Below are 19306 nucleotides of genomic sequence, written 5' to 3'. Positions count from 1 at the left end.
TGTTATGAATTATTATCATTTTAGTTACAATAACCCCAAGTGAATGGAAAGATTAGATATATTTGCAGTAGAATTATAAGATCAACTGAACAAATCCGTATAACGATCTAGTGATATGCGGATATAGATTAAAAAAATAAAAGATGAAAGAAAGTGTTTTGAGTAGAAAAGAGCGTATTATGAAAGAAGCATTGTTGCTTTTTTCAGATCAAGGCTATACGAATACCTCTACCAAAACGATTGCCCAAAATGCAGGAGTCTCCGAAGCATTAATCTTTAAACATTTTGGGAATAAAGACGCTCTGTTGGTTTATCTGATTAAATCAGGTTATCGTAAGGTTCTGACGCATCACCGTGGTATGATGACTTATCGTGAACCAAAGGAATTTCTGCGGACTATGATAAACCTCCCGGGCAAGTTGGTCAGTGCAGAACCCATATTCTGGAGATTGCAGGAGCGTTTGTCTCATCATCCTTTTTCCAAACAACAGCATGAACAATTTATGAAACCTGTTCAGCCTATTATTCATCGTGCTTTTAAGGAGCTGGGCTATGAGAGCCCTGAGTTTGAGACAGAATTTTTGCTGCTGATAATCGATACCCTTTGGAAAAAAGAAGCCATTGGAGAACTCGAAAATACCATGGAGTTGACACTCTTTCTCGAGAAAAAGTATCATCTGATTTAGATTTTAAGGCAAGATTTTAGCCTGTTTCCAAAATGTCGTTTCCTCACTTATGGTATTGTTTATTGTACCAACAGATCTAGCTCACTGTAGTCGTTGGGAATAGCAATGTCGTAGATGGGATAATATCCGATATTTTACCACCGCACAGAATGGCTTCGTCGTGTTATTATTGCTTCCACCAATTAGTGTGCGGTATATTTCAGCTTGGTATGTTAATGAATTGCCGTTTTATGCATGTTTATATGAAATTGTTGCAAAAACAATTTCATATTGTCCAAAATAATAACGTTCTTAGTATTTCTATTTTAAATACATTATACAAACTAATTTATGTTCAAAAAACTCGGTCTGGGAATATTGGCATTAGTCGGTACAATTTCTTTTTTGAAAGCTCAGGACAAAAAAGATTTTGTGAAATACATCAACTCCCAGCATGAATGGGTCGATGCGGTATTCAATACCTTGACGCCAAAAGAAAAAATCGCTCAGTTATTTTTGGTTAGAGCACACACCAATCTAGGACAGAAGTATATTGATTCAGTGGCTCAGGTTATACAAGACCAACATTTGGGCGGTCTCGTTGTTTTCCAGGGTGGTCCTGTTCGTCATGTCGACATGTTCAATCGCTATCAATCCCTGTCCAAGGTACCTTTGATGATGACTTTTGATGGCGAGTGGGGATTGGGCATGCGTATGCCGGATTCAACATTGTCCTTTCCTTATCAGATGACTTTAGGAGCCGTCCAAGATAATCAGTTGATCTATCGCATGGGACGTGAGGTTGCCTTAGATTTCCAACGTATAGGTATGCATTTCAATTTTGCACCCGATGTGGATATCAACAATAACCCTAAAAATCCGGTAATTGGTATCCGCTCCTTTGGTGATAATAAATATAATGTAACCCAGAAAGCAAAAGCGTATATGGACGGTATGGTGGATGGCGGTATATTAGCTTCCATTAAACACTTTCCGGGTCATGGAGATACAGATGTGGATTCTCATTATGATTTGCCACAACTTCCTTTTGACAAAAAACGCTTAGATACCCTGGAAATGTATCCGTTCAAAGAACTTATTAAAGCTGGAGCACCTGCTGTTATGGTGGCGCACATGAATATCCCGAGTTTGGACGATACACCTAATATGCCATCTTCCATCTCTAAAAAGGTCGTTACGGACCTTTTACGTAACGAACTTGGCTTTAAAGGGCTAGCAGTCACCGATGCAATGGATATGAAAGGCGTAAAGAAGTTTTTCCCAAATGGAGAAGCCGACGTACAGGCGATTATCGCAGGACATGACTTACTTGAAGTATCGGAGAATAGCAAACGTGCGATCGACTTGATCCTAAAAGCCATTGAAGAGGGACGTATCGCACAGGCAGATATTGATGCGCGTGTTAAAAGAGTGCTGGCCGCCAAATTATGGCTTGGTTTAGATAAATATCAGGCCACAGCACAACAGAATCTATACAATGATTTACATCGTGCCTCAGCGGTTCAGCTCATTGACGAACTGTCAAATGCAGCGATCACAGCATTAAATTCTACCGAAAAAATAAAATCATTCAAAAAGGATTTACCTACCGCTATTATCAATATCGGAATTACGGCTAATCAGACTTTCCAGAATGAATTAGCGAGTGCGCTGACCAATGAAACACAGTATTTCGTCACAGACAGCATGAGTAAGGATGATATTAAACGTATTACCAAAGAAATCAAGAAAAATAAACAATTTATTATCGCCGTGCATGACACGAGACTTCGTCCACGTCCGACCATGGTATTGAATAAAGATGTTCAGAGCTTGATGAAGAAATTTGCGAAAAAATCGATCTTGACCTTATTTACCAATGCCTATGCTTTGGATGGTTTTGAGGCGACGAAAAAAGCAAAGACAATTTTGCTGGCTTATCAAAATGATGCCTTCATGCAGAAAGCAGCAGTAAAAACGATTTTGGGGCAAAATACGCCGAAAGGAAAACTTCCGGTTACGATCAACAAAAAATTTAAATACGGACAGGGGAAATAACGTATTATAAAATCACACAAACAGGATGCCTCTTCCGAAAATGGTCCCATTGCATTAGCAAAGCCATTTAGGAAGAGGCATTTTTTTGTCAAATTCTAAATTTCTTCGTTAGCACTCCTGCTATCTGATGGCTTACTTTCATTTTTCATGCGATCAATAGCTGTAACGACATATTTGTACTGTTGATGCTGCTTGATATCGTCATCCGTATATTGAAGCTTATCGCCATCAAAGGTGATAAAGATGATTTTTCCAGGATCCTTAATGTTCACTTTTTCATCGAGATTGAACCGATAGACCACGTAGCCATAAGCAGACTCCCCATCAGTGGCCAAATCTGGTTTTTGCCAAAATAAGGTGTTCATTTTACCATTGGCCGAATTTTTAACCAGAAGACCGAAAGGTGCATTGGGTGGGATACTATCTAACCACGGCATTGTAGGGGGTAAAGCTGGTGTACGATATAGGTCATTTCGCATGGAATCCTGCAGTCCAACAAGATTGTCCGTGAGTGATTTGGAACTGAAATAAATACTTCCTTCCACGTCGTGCTCCTCTCTTAAGTGGCGTACCTGTCTGGGAATTTGGCTGCGGTCTGTCCAGCCTATTTTATTTTCTGTAACACGATAAGCCCCATGCCCCACATAAAAGTGACGGCCATAGGTGTGTTTCTGCCACCAGTCAACTAAGATCTCATATGCTGCAGCACGATTTTTGAAAGGAAAGTAGATCTGGGGATTGATGTAGTCTATCCAGCCTTCCTGCATCCATTTTACACCATCAGCATATAGTTCACGGTAAGCACTCAGCCCACGGGTATCTGAGCCAGCAGAATTATTTTCTTTGTTGTCCCATACGCCACAGGGGCTAATGCCATATTTTACATAAGGTTTTATCTTTTTGATGGCAACACCAAGATCGTGTACCAGTACGTTGACATTGTTGCGTCGCCAGTCGTCAATTTTCTCGATTCCGTTGTTATATTGACCAAAGGTAATCTGATCCGGTACCGGTGTATTTCTACTATCAGGATAGGGGTAAAAGTAATCATCGAAATGAATACCATCTACATCGTAGTTTTTGACTACATCCATAATCACATCAATGATATATTTACGCACTTCCGGAATACCTGGGTTGAAAAGCTTCTTGCCAGCATAGGTGAAGAACCATTCTGGGTGGCGCTTGGTAATATGGTCATCCGAAAAATGGGCCGGATTTAATGTTGTTGATGCGCGATACGGATTGAACCAGGCATGTAGCTCCATCCCTCTTTTGTGGGCCTCGGTGATCGCAAATTCCAGGGGGTCATAAAATGGTGACGGAGGCAGGCCTTGTTTTCCGGTCAGGTATCTACTCCAGGGTTCTCTGCCCTTTGCATAGAAAGCATCGGCAGCAGGACGCACCTGCAAAATAATCGCATTCAGCCCCGCGCTGCGGTGTTGGTCCAGTAAATCAATAAACTCCTGTTTTTGCAGTGCGACATTATTGCCCGCTTTGACAGAGGGCCAGTCTATATTACCTATGGTTGCAACCCACACTCCACGAAACTCCCGCTTAGGTAGTTGTTGGGAATACGTTCTAATCGAAAATAAACAGATAACAATGGTAAAAAAAGAATATGAATATGTTTTTCCCGTCATTCTATAAATTATAGCCAACAAAGATAGGGAAGCATTTCTTACTTTTTCCCTAAAAAATGTAAGATGTTTGTTGGATACTTGTTAAAAGAACCTGAGCTTGGTTTTCAAATTGATAATAATGCAAATACAGGTAACATTGTACTTTATTTGTGCTAATTTAGATGCGGTTTTCACAAAAGCAATAGCTTGATCAGCTAACCGCAATAAAAAAGATTATGAGCAAAGAACAAATATCCGTTTTTGACATGTTTAAGATTGGTATCGGCCCCTCGAGTTCGCATACCTTAGGACCTTGGCGTGCAGCCCAGCAATTTACCGCTGTTCTCAAGTCAAAAGGCCTATTGCATGAAGTCGAACAAGTCAAAATTCTGCTATATGGTTCTTTGGCGAAAACTGGTGCCGGGCACGGTACTGATATTGCCGTTCTACTGGGGCTAAGTGGAGATGATCCGGTTACCTTTGATGTCAATCGAGTGACACCCAAAGTCGAACATATCAAGGCGGTCGGTGAACTGGAAGTCGCTGGCGAACGGACGATTCCTTTTTCTTACCAGGAAGACCTCCTGTTTCTATATGCCGAAAGCTTACCTTTTCATCCCAATGCCGTTACCTTTCAGGCCTTCCTATCCAGTGGTAGGGCGATTACCGAAACTTATTATTCTATAGGTGGCGGTTTTGTGGTCCAAGAAAATGATACGGAAAGCGTCCTGTCTGAAGTAGATCTTCCATTCCCTGTGGATACTGCACACGAACTCTTGCATTGGACGATGAAAACAGGGCTGAAAATCTCTGAGCTGGTCCTTGAAAATGAATGTGCATGGCGTGAAGAAAGTGAAACCGTAGCAGGCGTATTGAATATTTATAAAACAATACACGAATGTATCTACCGGGGCTGTCATACAGGCGGAACATTACCTGGGGGCTTAAATGTTGAACGTAGAGCAGCCAAACTAAATAAGAAATTAATGCAGGGACGCAGTTATCAAGATTACGAGTCCTGGATAGCGGCCATTCGTGAGGGCGGCCAAAACTTCCAATATATTCTTGATTGGGTAAGTTGTTTTGCACTTGCCGTAAATGAAGAAAACGCCTCTTTCGGACGCGTGGTTACAGCGCCTACCAATGGAGCTTCGGGCGTTATCCCGGCTGTATTGCAATATTATATTACTTTCCACGACGGAATGCGTGAGAACAAAATTATCCAATTTATTCTTACAGCATCTGAAATCGGTTCGATCTTTAAGAAAAATGCAACGATCTCTGCTGCAATGGGTGGCTGTCAAGCGGAGATTGGCGTTTCCTCAGCGATGGCTGCCGGAGCGCTGACAGAAGTGTTGGGTGGATCGCAGCGTCAGGTTCTGATGGCTGCCGAGATTGCGATGGAACATCATCTTGGATTAACATGTGATCCAATTGGTGGATTGGTTCAGATTCCATGTATTGAGCGTAATACTATGGGAGCCATTAAGGCAATTACTGCTGCGCAGTTAGCACTGCAATCGAACCCAGATAAGGCAAAAGTGAGCCTGGATACTGTGGTTAAGACGATGTGGGAGACCGCTTTGGATATGAATGCTAAATATAAAGAAACAGCAGACGGTGGACTTGCCGTCAATATTCCATTGAGTTTGCCGGAATGTTAATGACTGTCTGAGTTTTCTCGTTTTTCGTATCTTTGACGCGGTAAAATAGATATATTCTTATAAATAGCGTAAACGAATGAAATATTGTGCAATCGCCTCCGGAAGTAATGGAAACTGTTATTATGTGGCTAAAGATGATTCTGCTATTTTGATAGATGCTGGAATCAACAGCAAACATATACACCTTCGGATGTACAATCTGGGGCTTTTACCGACTCAGATCAAAGCAATTTTCATTACCCATGAACATTCTGATCATATCAGAGGCCTATCAGTATTTGCCAAAAAATATAATCTACCGGTTTATATCACCAAGGGGAGTTACGATGGTACCCGATTGCATCTTCCATCCCATTTGGTCCATATAATCTCTCCGGACGAAGTCGTTGAAATTGGAGGTCTCAAGGTGTATGGTATTCCCAAATATCACGATGCCAAAGAACCCTGTAGTTTCCTTGTTTCAGATGGAACATACAATATCGGGGTATTGACGGATATAGGACGGCCTTGTGAAAATGTACAGCATGTTATTCAGCATTCGGATGTATTGCTTCTGGAATCAAATTATGATGAGGAAATGTTGCGTACAGGACGCTATTCGTATTTTCTGAAAAACCGGATCAGCAGTGGTTGGGGACACCTTTCAAATCGTGTTGCCGTCGAACTGTTTAACGCTTATAAAACCGATCGCCTTAAACATCTTATCTTAACTCACCTCTCCGGTGAGAATAATACGGTCGATCTGGTGCAGCAAACTTTCGAACCACACTGCGAACGTATCCAGCTTCATGTAGCAACACGCTATCAGGAAACAGAATTATTCGACCTGAAAGTTGTGCTAGAGAATCATGTAACAGCTTTTTCAATTCCTTCTGCACTCTCTTCCTAGTTTAAAATGCTCTTTTTGTTCGTTTTATGTCTTCAACTAAAGCGTAAGAATACTGTAAAATAAAAAAATTAGTTGATTTAAAAAGATTTCCTATTATATTTGCTTTGTTTTTAATCAGTCTAAATAACTCATGGTATGCTTACTTGGACAAAGAGAAACAAAAACACCATGTAATAGACGGCAATCTATCACATGGCGTAAATCTACATACAGCGGCAACTGAATGTAGGTGACTGAAACAGCACGCTGTGTCAGTTACTCCCGATATACGATATGGAAGAACTTGCAAGATAACGAATTTTATTGTTTTATTCGTTGTAGAGCTCGCTTAAACCAGCAAATTCTCCCATAATAAGTTGAAGAAAACTAAACATCAATCAACATATTATGAAAATTTTAATTTCATTTTTTACATTTCTTGCGGTATTACTGTGTAGTCATACCAGTCATGCACATGCCCTTTGGATTGAATCATCTTCTTATGGGACGTTAAACCAATCCCATGAAGTCAAGGTATATTACGGTGAGTTTGCAACGAATGAAAGAGATCAGATCGACAAATGGTACTCCGACGTGAAGGACTTCTCATTAATGTTGCATGCCCCTGGAAAGGAGCCTGTCAAGATTCAGTTGACGAATAAAGGTGATCACTTTAGCGGTTCATTTCAACCTACAGCAGCAGGAACCTATTTCCTGTCAATAGTTAAAGCACCTAAAGATCTCGGCGGCAAAACGAAGTATGAATTTTCTTCCTTAGTACCTGTTGTCGTAGGAAAGTCTGCAACACTTGATTATACGGCCGTAAAAAGCCCATTGCAGATTGAGTTGCTTGGTGCGGCTAACGCAAAAAAAGGACAAAGCGTACAAGCAAAGATCACCAGCTTTGGCAAAGTTGTGCCTCAGGCCAAAGTTTCTGTTTTTTCGGCTACTGGTTGGGGAAAAGAGTTTGTTGCGGACGAGAATGGTATCCTGACATTTGATGCAATTTGGTCGGGGCCATACGTTTTGGAAGCAAGTACGTTTGCTGAGACAGCAGGTGAACATGAAGGAAAACCCTATGCTTCGGCATGGCAGGGAAGTACAACTTTTATTACCATCAAATAACTGCAGATACAGCGCAGACAAAATAGTAAAGGGTCCATCTGAAACGATGGAAACACCAATGGATCCTTGCAAAAAAAGAATATCTACTATAAAAAACATCTACCACACTACATTCATGAATAAAACTTTATCCTTTCTGGCTATTCCTATGATTAGTTCGGTTTTCTCTGTTGCACAGGCACAGACGAACAAAATAATTGAGGGAATTCTTATCAATGAAAAATCTGAACCGATCACAGGGGCGACAGTAAAATTAACCAACACGGGTGCGACCACCAGTACCGATAATGAGGGGCATTTCGCTTTTCATAAGCTTTCATCCAAAACTTATCATATTGAGATTAAGGCGATTGGTTATAGTAAGCATACGATGGAGGTGAATGCAAAAGATGAGGTGACAAACCTTGGGCCCATCATCGTAAAAGACCAATCGCAGGCCATCGACGAAGTTGCGGTTTATGGTAAATACTATGAGCATTATAAGTTTGACAGTATCTCCGGATCGTTACGTCTTAAAACACCAATCTTAGAGTTACCTCAAAATATACAGGTTATTTCTGCTGATTTAATGGCCGATCAGCAAGTTTTTGATATTGTGGATGGTATTACGCGTAATATTAGCGGGGCTACACGTCAAGGCCATTGGGACAACCAATATGCCAATATACGTATGCGTGGCTCTAAGATCCCAGCATTCCGTAACGGGATGAATATCGAAGCTTCTTGGGGACCTACAGCCGAAGACGCGAGTATGATTGAGCGGATCGAGTTTGTAAAGGGGCCTGCGGGTTTTATGCTTGCAAACGGTGAACCTGGCGGGTTTTATAATGTCGTAACTAAAAAACCGACAGGAAATACCAAGGGATCTGTGACGCTGAATACAGGTAGTTTTAGTACGTATCGTGCTGCTCTTGATTTAGATGGTAAATTGCGGAAAGATGGAAAGCTACTTTACCGTCTGAATGTAGCTGGTCAACAGAAGGATTTCTATACAAAATATAACTATAGTGACCGTATTGTGATTGCTCCTGTCGTGACTTACAAGATGGATTCATTAACTTCATTGACATTTGAATATACCTATCAAGGTTCTACCTACTTGTCAAATGGTAATTATGCATTTTCGCCAAAAGGATTCGCCGATCCAGGTATTTCAAATGATTTTTTTGCAGGAGATCCTTCATTTGCGCCAAATAAAATCAAAGATCATAGTGCATACGTATATTTTGATCGAAAACTAAATTCTAAATGGAATTTCCATGGGCAGCTTGCTTATTTTAATTTTAAAATGATCGCTACCAGTTCGTGGGTGGGTGCGATGCGTGCCAACGGTGACATGTCTCGAACCTATAATATGGCTGATGAAGCAGGGGAAAACAAATTTGGCCAATTCTCGTTTACAGGAGAAGAATATACCGGTAGCGTTCGTCATCGTATTTTGGCTGGTGCTGACTTTGGTACTAAAAAATTCTGGGGTGATTTTTCGGCACTGGCAAAAGATACATTGGTCACAAAACCATTGAATGTCTATAATCCTGTTTATGGAATCGCGGAAGCGGCAATACCTAATCCCGACAGATCCAAAAGTATTAAAGTAAGGGCAGGGGGACAAAATTATGTTAACTCGGTATCGTATTCGTCTTTGTATGTACATGATGAAATGGCATTTTTGGAAGAAAAACTACGTTTGTCTTTAGGCTTACGTTATACAATAGCCCAAACTGTAGGGAAAACGGCTGTAGCGGATCGGACGGATAAAGCATTTACACCACGTGTTGGATTAAGTTATTCCATAGACAAATCAACAAGTGTGTATGGATTATTTGACCAGTCTTTTGTTCCGCAGGCTGGTACCGATTGGGAAGGAAATGCTTTTAAGCCCGTCAGAGGTAATGATCTAGAGGCAGGTATTAAGAAAGAGTGGGGTAATGGAAAATGGATTTCTACGTTGAGTGCATACCAGATCAAACGTAAGAATGCTTTAACAGATGATCTGGACCATCCAATTGCAGGTGGTAATAGTTTCTTTAAAATCGCCCTTGGCGAAACGACAAGTAAGGGGATAGAGTTCGATATTACGGGTGAAATTGTCAAGGGATTAAATGTTAATGCCAACTATGCATTGACAGATTCCAAAATATCGAAAGATGGAAAAGAAGAAAATATCGGAAATATCACACCGAATACAGCGAAACACACTGCAAATGCTTGGTTAACCTACCGTTTGCAGCAGGGACCATTGAAAGGACTGGGGCTAACAGGTAGCGTTCAGGGAATGTTCGATCGTGCTATTGGTACGACAAAAGAAAGTAACTTTAAGAATTATATAAGAACGGATGGTGGAATCAGCTATCAAAGTGGGAAATATAGTATTTCTGTGATGGTAAATAACTTGTTAGATAACAGGAAGTTGCTGACCTCAGGTTCGACAACTGCAAAAAATGCGAGTGTTACAGAAAGTGTTAGTTATTACACCTATATCGTAGAAGCTAGACGTAATTTCCGTATGGGGGTTACCTATAAGTTTTAAATAAACGATCTCGATAAATTATAGAATCGATGTATAGTACATTACTAATCGTTATACTCTTTGGAGCATACCTTTTTTACAACACGAGCAAAAAGGTGAAATTTGGCCCTAGGCCACAATGGCTGGAAAAACTGTGCGCACAAACTAAGTTTGTGCGCACTTTGAGCATATTGCTGCTGCTCTTTCCATTTGGCACTGTTCTCTATATGCAAGGATTTGGCGCGGGCTTTTTTGCATTTTTCGCCTATTTCATGTGCATGATGTGTCTCGTGGTGCTATTGAATCCTTATCGCTATTTCAAATTATACCCAATTGTGGGATTGTATGTATTTAGCCTTTGTGTTGAATTATTGATTTCCTAACCGATTAAATATGCCTGCTAATAAAAAATACCTCAGTACGCCCTTTCAGCGGTTCCTGAAAATTACAGCCGGATTTATCGGTGGTTATGTTGTCATGATCTCTTTTCACGTCTTGGTCACACATATTTTTGAGAAAAAGGATGTTGTTGTTACGGCTTGCTTCACGGGCTATCTCCTATGGGCAGTACTCTTACTGTTTGCTTTCCTTGCAAAGAACGGATGGAAAATATGGGGAATATATTTACTCTTGGCTGCAGTTTTTTCGCTGCCTTATTTTTTCAACATGTAATTGACCATGAATAACCGAAATTATAATATCTATTTCAATACGCATACCATTAGTGGCATTATTATTTGCGCCATCCTGTATGTGATATTTTTTGCGGGATCATTTGCATTTTTTAGGAATGAAATTGCTGCCTGGCAGAATAATACGTCCTATAAGACCTATCGCGAAGATCACCAAAACTTTGATCGTTTGCTCGATTCGCTCAAAGGACAAACAAATTTGCATGGACGCGATATCACGTTTTATATGCACCGGGAAGGGACCTCAGCCTATGTGGGCTTGAGTGCATCTAACGATAGCATCCTCAACAAAGAAAATCTAGCAAAGGTAACGCCTGAACAGAAAGCAGCAAAACAGAAGGGCCGCAGAAGAGGTGGCGATGATGATTCAAAGAACTTTACCTATAATTTTGCAAATAAGAAGTCAGGTGATTATACGCAGAATTACGATATGGGCGAATTTCTGTTTCGCTTACACTTCATGGCTCAGCTCAATCAGGTGCCAATTCGCGTAGGTATAGCCCCCTTTGGTTATCTTATTGCTGGAATTACCGCTTTTATTTTCCTATTTGCTCTTATTACAGGATTATTGTTGCATTGGGACAAGATCGTCTCAAATTTCTTCGTGTTCAGACCCTTTAGTAAATGGAAAACGGTATGGACCGATATGCATACGGCATTGGGTGTTATTGGTTTTCCGTTTCAATTTATCTTTGCGGTAACAGGCACGTTTTTGATCATTAATTCTGTCCTGGCTTTGCCGCTGAGCAAGTTGTTGTATGATGGCGATCAACAAAAAATGTATCAGGAGATGGGAGTTAGTGCCGAGACCGATTTTCCTTATACCTACAAGCCTTTAAAGGCAGACATTAAGATCGCTCCATTTTTGGATCTGGCAAAATATAAATGGCCTGAATCCGATTTTCAGCGCATTACGATAAAAAACTATGCAGATTCCAATATGCATGTTGTCATGGAGCTGGAACCGCAGTTTAACAAGAGCTTTGCTGGATCCGGTCTATTGTCTGTGAGAGCTATCGACAATAAAGTGGTTGCTGAGAAATCTCCGGTCAGTGACCCTACCTATGCCGATGGTGTCCGCAGTCTTTTATACCGTCTGCATTATGGTGATTATGGGGGCTATCCGCTTAAGATGGTATACTTTATTTTAGGTGTCATGGGCTGTCTGGTCATTATCTCAGGTATATTAATCTGGCTGGTAGCACGTGACAAAAACAATGTAATTCCACGAAAACGGAAATTCAATTTCTGGGCGGCCAATATCTTCACGGCAATATGTCTGACCATGCTACCTGTTACAGCGCTGACTTTCATTGCCATTAAATTGAGTCCAGAGGTTAATCAGGATTTTATTTACCGTGTGTATTTCTATAGTTGGCTTGTACTTTCACTGTATTATATTATACGGAGAAGCATTCGACGCACCAATCGCGAAACATTGCTGGTTGGAAGCATATTGGCATTTTTTATTCCACTAGTCAATGGTTTTATAACTGGTAACTGGATCTGGGATACATTTCGCAATGGACAGCGTGATATTTTTGTCGTAGACTTTTTATGGCTTATGATCGGTATCATCGGTATAATCGCCTATAACAAGACTAAAAAATTCTTTGAGACTATTCGTTAACAAAGATTCTTTTCTCTCTGCGAAGTAAGTACACTTCGTTTTTTAATTCCAAGGGCGCTCACAAGGTGCCCTTGGAACGTTTATAGGGTAAGGCTTGGGAAAAATCTTTGATGCCATGTTGATCCTTGATGGAAAAGTGGTAATTTTTCCAAAGAAGGTCCCCAATGATATTCCTCCTCCCATTCAGGTTGATGAAATAGACTGGGATTGATTTACTTGGAGTACGGCTTTCTTAGCGTACGGCTTTGAAAAATCGCCCAAGGCGCATCAGATCCTGTGCAGTCTTTTCGTTCCAGTCCACGGCATAGTTGAGCCGAATACAATTCTTAAACTGATCGTGCTGTGTAAACATCCTTCCTGGAGCGAAACTCAGCTTTTGCCTGAGGGCATAGTCGTAGAGCAGGGTCGAGTCTATTTTAGGGTCCATCTCTAGCCAAAGTACAAACCCACCCTCAGGCTGTGACATTTTTGTGTTTTCTGGAAAATGGGCCTCAATGCTGTTTCTGAAATTGATATAATTGCTGTACAACTTTTGCCTTAAACTATTGAGGTGGTGGTCATAACGTCCGATCTGTAGGAACTTGGCAATGGCCTCTTGATAAATTGCGGGCTGCGAAATCGTCTGTATGAGTTTTTGTTTTAGGATTTTATCCTTGTATTGCCCGGGCTCAACCCATCCGATTCGAAAACTTGGTGCCAATACTTTGGTAAATGATCCACACCACATCACCAGTCCCTCTTCATCAAAATATTTGCATGGTTTGGGCCGTGACGAACCGAAATAGATGTTTCCATACAGGTCGTCTTCAATCAATGGAATATGGTGGTGTGCGAGCAGTTTGACAAGCTCTTTCTTGTGTTCTTCAGGCATTAGCGCGCCCAATGGATTGCTAAAGTTGGTAACGAAGCAACAGACATCAATTTTATGAATAACTTTTTTCAGGGCATCTAATTCAATTCCCGTAATAGGGTGGGTCGGGATCTCGATGGTTTTGAGACCCAGTAGTTGAAAGGCCTGAATAAAACCAAAATAAAGGGGGCTTTCCACCGCGATGGTATCGCCAGGCTTAGTTACTGCGCGAAGGCAGCTGTAGATCGCATTCATGGCGCCCGACGTGATAATAAGATCCTCGTCACTTATTTTTCCTTCAAGTACCATTGACCATTTGGCAATTTCTTTCCGTAAGCTTGGACTTCCCTGTACCTGTCCGTATTGATCACCGTAATCATGCAGTTCATGAACCGACTCTATAATGCATCGATTGAGTTTCTGAATCGGAAGTAATGATGCACTGGGTAAACCCAGTGAAAAGCGTGTAATTTCCTTGTCTTCCAGGGAGTGAAAAACTTTATCGATCAATGCTGCAGGATCTTGTTTCTTTTCGTCGATTTTAAATGTGGAAATAGACGGAATAGCCATCCGACGAAGCCCCGACCGACTAACGAAATAGCCTGATTTTGGTCGTGACTCAATGAGAGATCTACTCTCTAATTCCATATAGGCACTTTTTGCTGTGTTTAAACTTACATTGTATAGCTTCTGAGCGCTCCGGACAGAGGGCAGACGATCTCCATAGACCAAAGAGCCATTTTTGATCTGGCTCTCAACAATATTGGCTATTTTCTTATATAACAGTTGCTGCTCCATGCTTATGCTAATTTACTGTTTCTGTTTTGATTTAACCAGGTGTTATATCGATGGATTCCTTTTCTGAGCAATTCTTCCGAACCAAATAGATCAATCAACTGGTGCTCGAAGAAGGATTGTGCTTTTTCCGTGAATACTTTGGAGAGCGTGTCCGAAATAGGCGCTTCGTAGGTAATTTCGATCGATAACAGATTTTTTTTGCAGATTGTTACGGACGAAAAAGCTGTTAATTGATTACATTGATCGAGTGCCATAAAAGGCATGCCTATGGAGTCTGAATCCAGTTGTTTTTTGTTGAGTATTTCTTTGATAAGCGCTAAATCAGAAAGATCCACTTGTCTGATCAGATACGGTTGATTTGCAGTTGTCGCCATAAGAATAAATCTTTTTGCTAATTTAAGAAGGGTACAGGATGCTGTTTAGGTACAGAGTGCTGTTAAAATAAGGGTACAGAAAAAAATAAGATGACCATGAGTTTTTTTAATTTCCATTTGAGATCTTTACACAAGGAAAAGGATATCTCTGGATCCATAAATTATGAACTCGTATGCATAGCTTGTTTCCTTTATTTATCGCGATGATCGCGATCATCGTATTGATCGAAATGTGGGCCACCAAACTACGGATAGCCTATCCCATTCTCTTGGTTCTGGCGGGGCTATTGATCAGTTTTATTCCCACTTTGCCCGTAGTGACAATTGATCCGGATGTCATCTTCCTCATTTTTCTACCACCACTGCTCTGCGAGGCCTCTTGGTCTATTTCGTTTAAGGAGATGAAGAAATGGTGGCGTATTATAGGGAGTTTTGCCTTCTTGGTTGTATTCTTTACCGCACTTTCCGTTGCGGTGGTTGCCAATTATTATATACCGGGGTTTACACTAGCGCTGGGTTTTCTGTTGGGGGGCATTGTGTCACCACCGGATGCTGTCAGTACGGGGGCGATTATGAAATTTGTAAAAGTTCCCAAAGCCACTTCTGCTATCTTGGAAGGCGAAAGTCTATTGAATGATGCTTCTTCCTTGATCATTGTCCGTTTTGCCCTTATTGCCGTTGGGACAGGGCAATTTGTATGGGGACAAGCTGCGGTATCCTTTATCTGGATGCTTGTCGGTGGTGTGGGTATTGGCCTGTTATTGGGTTGGTTCTTTATACAGGCACACAAACGTCTACCGACCGATGCACCGTCGGATATTGCACTTACCTTGATTGAACCCTATTTTATGTATTGGATCGCAGAGCAATTCCATAGTTCAGGTGTGTTGGCTGTTGTTGCTGGAGGTCTTTTGATGTCCGGTCAACGGTTGACATTTCTCAATAGTACAAGTCGGGTACGTGGTCTGAGTGTCTGGGAGAGTTTTGTATTTATCTTAAATGGTATTGTATTTTTTATTATTGGATTGGATCTTCCGGAGATTGTTGACGGTCTGCGATCCAATGGAACTTCACTGCGGGAAGCCATCGGGTACGGTCTTTTGGTAACGGCAGTTTTGATCCTTGCCCGTATTATCAGCTCGTATGCGGCTATGATTGCTACCTTAATTTTCCGCCCTGCTGTTGCTCCAAGGTCAAGGTCCCCTAAACAGCGTTTTCTAATGCCCCTTTTGTTGGGCTGGACCGGCATGCGCGGAGTTGTATCACTGGCAGCAGCATTGTCCATTCCTGTCGTTATGAACGGTGTGGCTGTTCCGCAGCGAAATCTGATCTTATTTATCACCTTTGTGGTGATCTTATCCACGCTCTTGATACAAGGACTTACCTTGCCCTACTTGATCAAAAGGACCAGACTATTTGAAACTTTTGAAGAAGAGCCCGAAGAGCAGGTTCGTACTCGCATGAAGCAAGGGTTAAAACATCATGTTTACCAATTTCTAAAAGATAAACATGAGAAAGAACTGCACAATCGCGATGTTATGGACCGTATTTTGAAACATTGGGAGGAAAAGGTGAATGCGGCGGATGATTCCTGGATGAACGAAAAAACGAAATTGATATTTATGGAGCTTTTGGATGTGCAACGGGAGTATCTTCAGAAGCTAAACTGTGAGTCGACCATTGATGAGGGGATTGTTCGTTCGCAGTTATATCAACTCGACTTGGAAGAAGAGCGATTGCGGCGGATCTAACCATGTAGTTGTGTAAAGCGACCGACGAGAATAATACTTGTATAACAAAAGGCTCCAAAGGAGCCACGATAAAATATGAAAGTAATCATAACAGGAGCCACCGGAATGGTTGGCGAAGGCGTTTTGCTGGAATGCCTCCAAAACGAAAAGGTAACAGCTGTGCTGAGCATTTCGCGTCGTACCGCGGCAATTCAACATCCTAAATTGAAGGAACTTTTGGTTGAAGACTTTACTAAACTTTCGCTATTTAGAGATGCGATTGCAGGATATGATGCCTGCTTTTACTGTGCAGGTGTAAGTTCTGTAGGAATGAAAGAAGACAAGTACCGTTATATTACGTATGATACGACACTAGCTTTTGCAAAGTCCCTGCTGGAAATTAATCCGGAGATCAGTTTTATTTATGTGTCCGGAGGAAGCACCGATAGCACGGAGCAAGGCAAGGTGATGTGGGCTAGGGTTAAGGGTAAGACAGAGAATGATCTGGCCAAATTACCGTTCAAAAAGGAGTATAACTTTAGACCGGGGGCAATGACGACTGTTGCAGGGCAAAAGCATGCCAATCCCTTTGCTTTTGTGGCCAAAATCATCAAGTTTTTTGCCCCTTCGGCAGTACTATCCTTGCATGAGGTCGGAAGGGCGATGATACATGCAGTGGAAAGAGATGGTGTTAAGAATATATTGGAGGTTAAAGATATTCGCGCTTTGGCTTAAACCGTTCGGGATGTTATGGTTATGCCCATTTCCAGTTTAGTTCTTCCCGATAGTCTATTTGAAGACGCTGACAAAGTTGCTGCAGGAAAACGTTGAATTCAGCGATTTCTGATAGTTGATTTTTTGGAAAAAATAATTGGTCAGCCATTTTTAATTTTATAAAAAAAGCCGAGGACGTTTCCGTTATATATTCAAATTGGTTGAATTGATATTTAGCTTCCATTTGATCACTTTTGATTTCCAGATGATCATCTTCAAAAGTGATGGTATGGACAAGGTCGATGCGGTTTTTGAACTCTTGGCTCCTGACATATCTGGTGCCGTATCTCTTATAGTATATTCCCAGGTATTTTTGAAAAAATAGGAACGCGAGTAGGCCGACAAGGATAATTAGAATTGCCAGAAATTTTTCATAATAAAAGAAAGGAACTGCGAGGATCAGCATCAACAACAAGAAAAGTAAGCGGGCATTTTTACGGGCTTTGATGATCTGTGGAGATTTGGACATGCTAAAAAGTATGGCTTCCAATTGATCTTGTTCGGAAAGTGTTAGTTTCAGTTCTTTCATAAGATAAAAATATCAATTTTTTGGATTATTCGATTTTTTCGAGCAGCTGTTGGCTGGAAATTTTCTCAAAATAGATTTCCATCTCTTCGTTACATTTTTCGATAAACGTTTTGGGGAATTCTTAAAGGTTTCAACTGATGGATTTTTGCGGATTCAATCACATTTAAAGCAATATTAGATTTTATAAAAAAGTTTTATAAAATTTCAAATTCACCAAAAGTAATGCTTTTTGGTGAATATACTCACCAAAAAGCATTACTTTTGGTGAATATAAAATGGGTTATGATACAGCGATTAATCAAAAATAATTTGGAGCAAGCACTTTTTAAAGGAAAAACTATCCTATTAATTGGTCCGCGGCAAGTAGGTAAAACTACACTGATCAAAGAGATACTCTCTGGTGACGATTATTTGTTTTTGGATGGAGATGATCCCTTGATAAGGACTTATCTAAATAACCCTAATACAAAAGAGATTGAAACAATTATTGGTCAAGCTAAAGTGGTATTTATTGATGAAGCACAGCGCATCGAAAATATTGGTTTAACGGCAAAAATTATACACGATCAATTTAAAGATGTGCAGCTTATTCTAAGCGGATCCTCGGCTCTTGAGCTGAAAACGCATACACATGAACCATTGACAGGACGTAAGAGAGAGTTCAATCTATTTCCTATTTCCTATGCCGAATATGAGAATAATACTGGTTTTCTTAATGCTGCAGGCGATTTGGAAACTAGATTGGTTTATGGATTTTACCCAGAATCGATAACTAGCCGCGGTGAAGAGCGGGAAGTCCTCAATGAGATTTCTCAAAGTTATTTATATCGGGATATTTTAGCCTTGGCGAATATAAAAAAGCCAGAAGTTCTCGAAAAAATCCTTCAAGCTTTGGCTTTTCAAATCGGATCTGAAGTTAGTTATAATGAAATTGCCCAGCTGACAGGAGTTGATAAAAACACCGTGTCTAATTATATCCATCTCTTGGAAATTTCTTACATTATATTTCCCCTGACATCCTTTAGCCGAAACCTGCGTAATGAAATAAAGACAAATCGAAAGATATATTTTTATGACAACGGAATCCGCAATGCTGTGATACAAAACTTTAATCCAATTGAATTAAGAGATGATGTGGGTGCCCTTTGGGAGAACTTTTTGATTTCAGAACGCTTAAAAAATAACAGTTATAGCCGGCATTTTGTTAATAAGTACTTTTGGCGAACAAAACAGCAGCAAGAAATTGATTACGTAGAAGAAGCGAATGGTAAAATAACTGGCTACGAATTTAAATGGAATCCTAAGGCGAAAGCAAAAATACCATCAAATTTTGTAGAAGCCTATAGTGCAGATGTTCAGGTAATCTCAAAGGATAATTTTAGAGCGTTTATTGGTCTTGAATAGCATTTGAATCATGG

General features: G+C 40.7%; 16 protein-coding genes. 12 read left to right on the top strand and 4 right to left on the bottom strand.

Annotation, left to right across the window (positions count from 1 at the left end):
* Positions 1–143: 143 nt before the first annotated feature.
* Both BV902_RS26890 and BV902_RS26885 read left to right on the top strand, forming a co-directional pair.
* Positions 144–686, top strand: coding sequence for a TetR/AcrR family transcriptional regulator (locus tag BV902_RS26890; RefSeq protein ID WP_075994519.1), 543 nt, complete (start codon positions 144–146; stop codon positions 684–686).
* Positions 687–1016: 330 nt separating this feature from the next.
* The gene (locus BV902_RS26885; RefSeq protein WP_075994518.1) at positions 1017–2723 is read left to right on the top strand and encodes a glycoside hydrolase family 3 protein; all 1707 of its coding nucleotides are present in this window, start codon (positions 1017–1019) and stop codon (positions 2721–2723) included.
* A gap of 95 nt (positions 2724–2818) precedes the next feature.
* On the opposite strand, the gene BV902_RS26880 is transcribed toward BV902_RS26885, so the two are convergent.
* Positions 2819–4366 (bottom strand): glycoside hydrolase family 10 protein, encoded by a 1548-nt coding sequence (locus BV902_RS26880; RefSeq protein ID WP_075994517.1) that lies wholly within the window; start codon positions 4364–4366, stop codon positions 2819–2821.
* A gap of 215 nt (positions 4367–4581) precedes the next feature.
* On the opposite strand from BV902_RS26880, the gene BV902_RS26875 reads away from it, so the two are divergent.
* The 7 genes from BV902_RS26875 to BV902_RS26845 all read left to right on the top strand — a co-directional run bounded on the left by BV902_RS26875 (position 4582) and on the right by BV902_RS26845 (position 12833).
* On the top strand, positions 4582–6009 hold the full coding sequence (locus BV902_RS26875) for an L-serine ammonia-lyase (protein ID WP_075994516.1): 1428 nt from the start codon (positions 4582–4584) through the stop codon (positions 6007–6009).
* A 76-nt stretch (positions 6010–6085) separates the two neighbouring features.
* The gene (locus BV902_RS26870) at positions 6086–6898 is read left to right on the top strand and encodes an MBL fold metallo-hydrolase (RefSeq protein WP_075994515.1); all 813 of its coding nucleotides are present in this window, start codon (positions 6086–6088) and stop codon (positions 6896–6898) included.
* Positions 6899–7285: 387 nt separating this feature from the next.
* Positions 7286–8002 carry a DUF4198 domain-containing protein gene (locus tag BV902_RS26865; protein ID WP_075994514.1) on the top strand — a complete coding sequence of 239 codons (717 nt, stop codon included), beginning with the start codon at positions 7286–7288 and terminating at the stop codon, positions 8000–8002.
* Between the two features lie 115 nt (positions 8003–8117).
* Entirely contained in the window at positions 8118–10532 is a 2415-nt protein-coding gene (locus tag BV902_RS26860; RefSeq protein ID WP_075994513.1) for a TonB-dependent siderophore receptor, read from the top strand.
* Positions 10533–10561: 29 nt separating this feature from the next.
* The gene (locus tag BV902_RS26855) at positions 10562–10894 is read left to right on the top strand and encodes a hypothetical protein (protein ID WP_075994512.1); all 333 of its coding nucleotides are present in this window, start codon (positions 10562–10564) and stop codon (positions 10892–10894) included.
* 10 nt (positions 10895–10904) lie between these two features.
* Positions 10905–11183, top strand: coding sequence for a hypothetical protein (locus BV902_RS26850; RefSeq protein WP_075994511.1), 279 nt, complete (start codon positions 10905–10907; stop codon positions 11181–11183).
* A gap of 6 nt (positions 11184–11189) precedes the next feature.
* The gene (locus BV902_RS26845) at positions 11190–12833 is read left to right on the top strand and encodes a PepSY-associated TM helix domain-containing protein (RefSeq protein WP_075994510.1); all 1644 of its coding nucleotides are present in this window, start codon (positions 11190–11192) and stop codon (positions 12831–12833) included.
* A gap of 232 nt (positions 12834–13065) precedes the next feature.
* On the opposite strand, the gene BV902_RS26840 is transcribed toward BV902_RS26845, so the two are convergent.
* Together BV902_RS26840 and BV902_RS26835 are read right to left on the bottom strand one after the other, a co-directional pair.
* Positions 13066–14481 carry an aminotransferase-like domain-containing protein gene (locus BV902_RS26840; protein ID WP_075994509.1) on the bottom strand — a complete coding sequence of 472 codons (1416 nt, stop codon included), beginning with the start codon at positions 14479–14481 and terminating at the stop codon, positions 13066–13068.
* A 2-nt stretch (positions 14482–14483) separates the two neighbouring features.
* Positions 14484–14855, bottom strand: a complete 372-nt coding sequence (locus BV902_RS26835) for a hypothetical protein (protein ID WP_075994508.1) — start codon at positions 14853–14855, stop codon at positions 14484–14486.
* A gap of 173 nt (positions 14856–15028) precedes the next feature.
* Here BV902_RS26835 and BV902_RS26830 point away from each other — a divergent pair, with 173 nt between their 5' ends.
* Both BV902_RS26830 and BV902_RS26825 read left to right on the top strand, forming a co-directional pair.
* Complete coding sequence (locus BV902_RS26830; RefSeq protein ID WP_075994507.1) at positions 15029–16606, top strand: Na+/H+ antiporter; 1578 nt, start codon at positions 15029–15031, stop codon at positions 16604–16606.
* Between the two features lie 75 nt (positions 16607–16681).
* The gene (locus BV902_RS26825) at positions 16682–17320 is read left to right on the top strand and encodes an NAD-dependent epimerase/dehydratase family protein (protein WP_075994506.1); all 639 of its coding nucleotides are present in this window, start codon (positions 16682–16684) and stop codon (positions 17318–17320) included.
* Positions 17321–17339: 19 nt separating this feature from the next.
* Here BV902_RS26825 and BV902_RS26820 read toward each other — a convergent pair whose 3' ends face one another.
* Positions 17340–17888 carry a YcxB family protein gene (locus BV902_RS26820; RefSeq protein WP_075994505.1) on the bottom strand — a complete coding sequence of 183 codons (549 nt, stop codon included), beginning with the start codon at positions 17886–17888 and terminating at the stop codon, positions 17340–17342.
* A 282-nt stretch (positions 17889–18170) separates the two neighbouring features.
* Between BV902_RS26820 and BV902_RS26815 the strand changes: the two genes are divergently transcribed.
* Entirely contained in the window at positions 18171–19292 is a 1122-nt protein-coding gene (locus BV902_RS26815) for an ATP-binding protein (RefSeq protein ID WP_075995012.1), read from the top strand.
* The last annotated feature ends 14 nt before the right edge of the window (positions 19293–19306 follow it).

The sequence above is a fragment of the Sphingobacterium sp. B29 genome (assembly GCF_001952815.1).
Classification (GTDB): Bacteria; Bacteroidota; Bacteroidia; order Sphingobacteriales; family Sphingobacteriaceae; genus Sphingobacterium; species Sphingobacterium siyangense.
Note: the sequence above shows the minus strand (reverse complement) of the source record. Positions and strands in the feature narration are given on the sequence as shown.

Coding starts and splice junctions, on each gene's coding strand:
- BV902_RS26860 (WP_075994513.1), top strand. CDS start 8,118: ATGAATAAAACTTTATCCTTTCTGGCTATTCCTATGATTAGTTCGGTT.
- BV902_RS26825 (WP_075994506.1), top strand. CDS start 16,682: ATGAAAGTAATCATAACAGGAGCCACCGGAATGGTTGGCGAAGGCGTT.
- BV902_RS26880 (WP_075994517.1), bottom strand. CDS start 4,366: ATGACGGGAAAAACATATTCATATTCTTTTTTTACCATTGTTATCTGT.
- BV902_RS26830 (WP_075994507.1), top strand. CDS start 15,029: ATGCATAGCTTGTTTCCTTTATTTATCGCGATGATCGCGATCATCGTA.
- BV902_RS26870 (WP_075994515.1), top strand. CDS start 6,086: ATGAAATATTGTGCAATCGCCTCCGGAAGTAATGGAAACTGTTATTAT.
- BV902_RS26845 (WP_075994510.1), top strand. CDS start 11,190: ATGAATAACCGAAATTATAATATCTATTTCAATACGCATACCATTAGT.
- BV902_RS26815 (WP_075995012.1), top strand. CDS start 18,171: ATGATACAGCGATTAATCAAAAATAATTTGGAGCAAGCACTTTTTAAA.
- BV902_RS26890 (WP_075994519.1), top strand. CDS start 144: ATGAAAGAAAGTGTTTTGAGTAGAAAAGAGCGTATTATGAAAGAAGCA.
- BV902_RS26835 (WP_075994508.1), bottom strand. CDS start 14,855: ATGGCGACAACTGCAAATCAACCGTATCTGATCAGACAAGTGGATCTT.
- BV902_RS26820 (WP_075994505.1), bottom strand. CDS start 17,888: ATGAAAGAACTGAAACTAACACTTTCCGAACAAGATCAATTGGAAGCC.
- BV902_RS26885 (WP_075994518.1), top strand. CDS start 1,017: ATGTTCAAAAAACTCGGTCTGGGAATATTGGCATTAGTCGGTACAATT.
- BV902_RS26865 (WP_075994514.1), top strand. CDS start 7,286: ATGAAAATTTTAATTTCATTTTTTACATTTCTTGCGGTATTACTGTGT.
- BV902_RS26875 (WP_075994516.1), top strand. CDS start 4,582: ATGAGCAAAGAACAAATATCCGTTTTTGACATGTTTAAGATTGGTATC.
- BV902_RS26840 (WP_075994509.1), bottom strand. CDS start 14,481: ATGGAGCAGCAACTGTTATATAAGAAAATAGCCAATATTGTTGAGAGC.
- BV902_RS26855 (WP_075994512.1), top strand. CDS start 10,562: ATGTATAGTACATTACTAATCGTTATACTCTTTGGAGCATACCTTTTT.
- BV902_RS26850 (WP_075994511.1), top strand. CDS start 10,905: ATGCCTGCTAATAAAAAATACCTCAGTACGCCCTTTCAGCGGTTCCTG.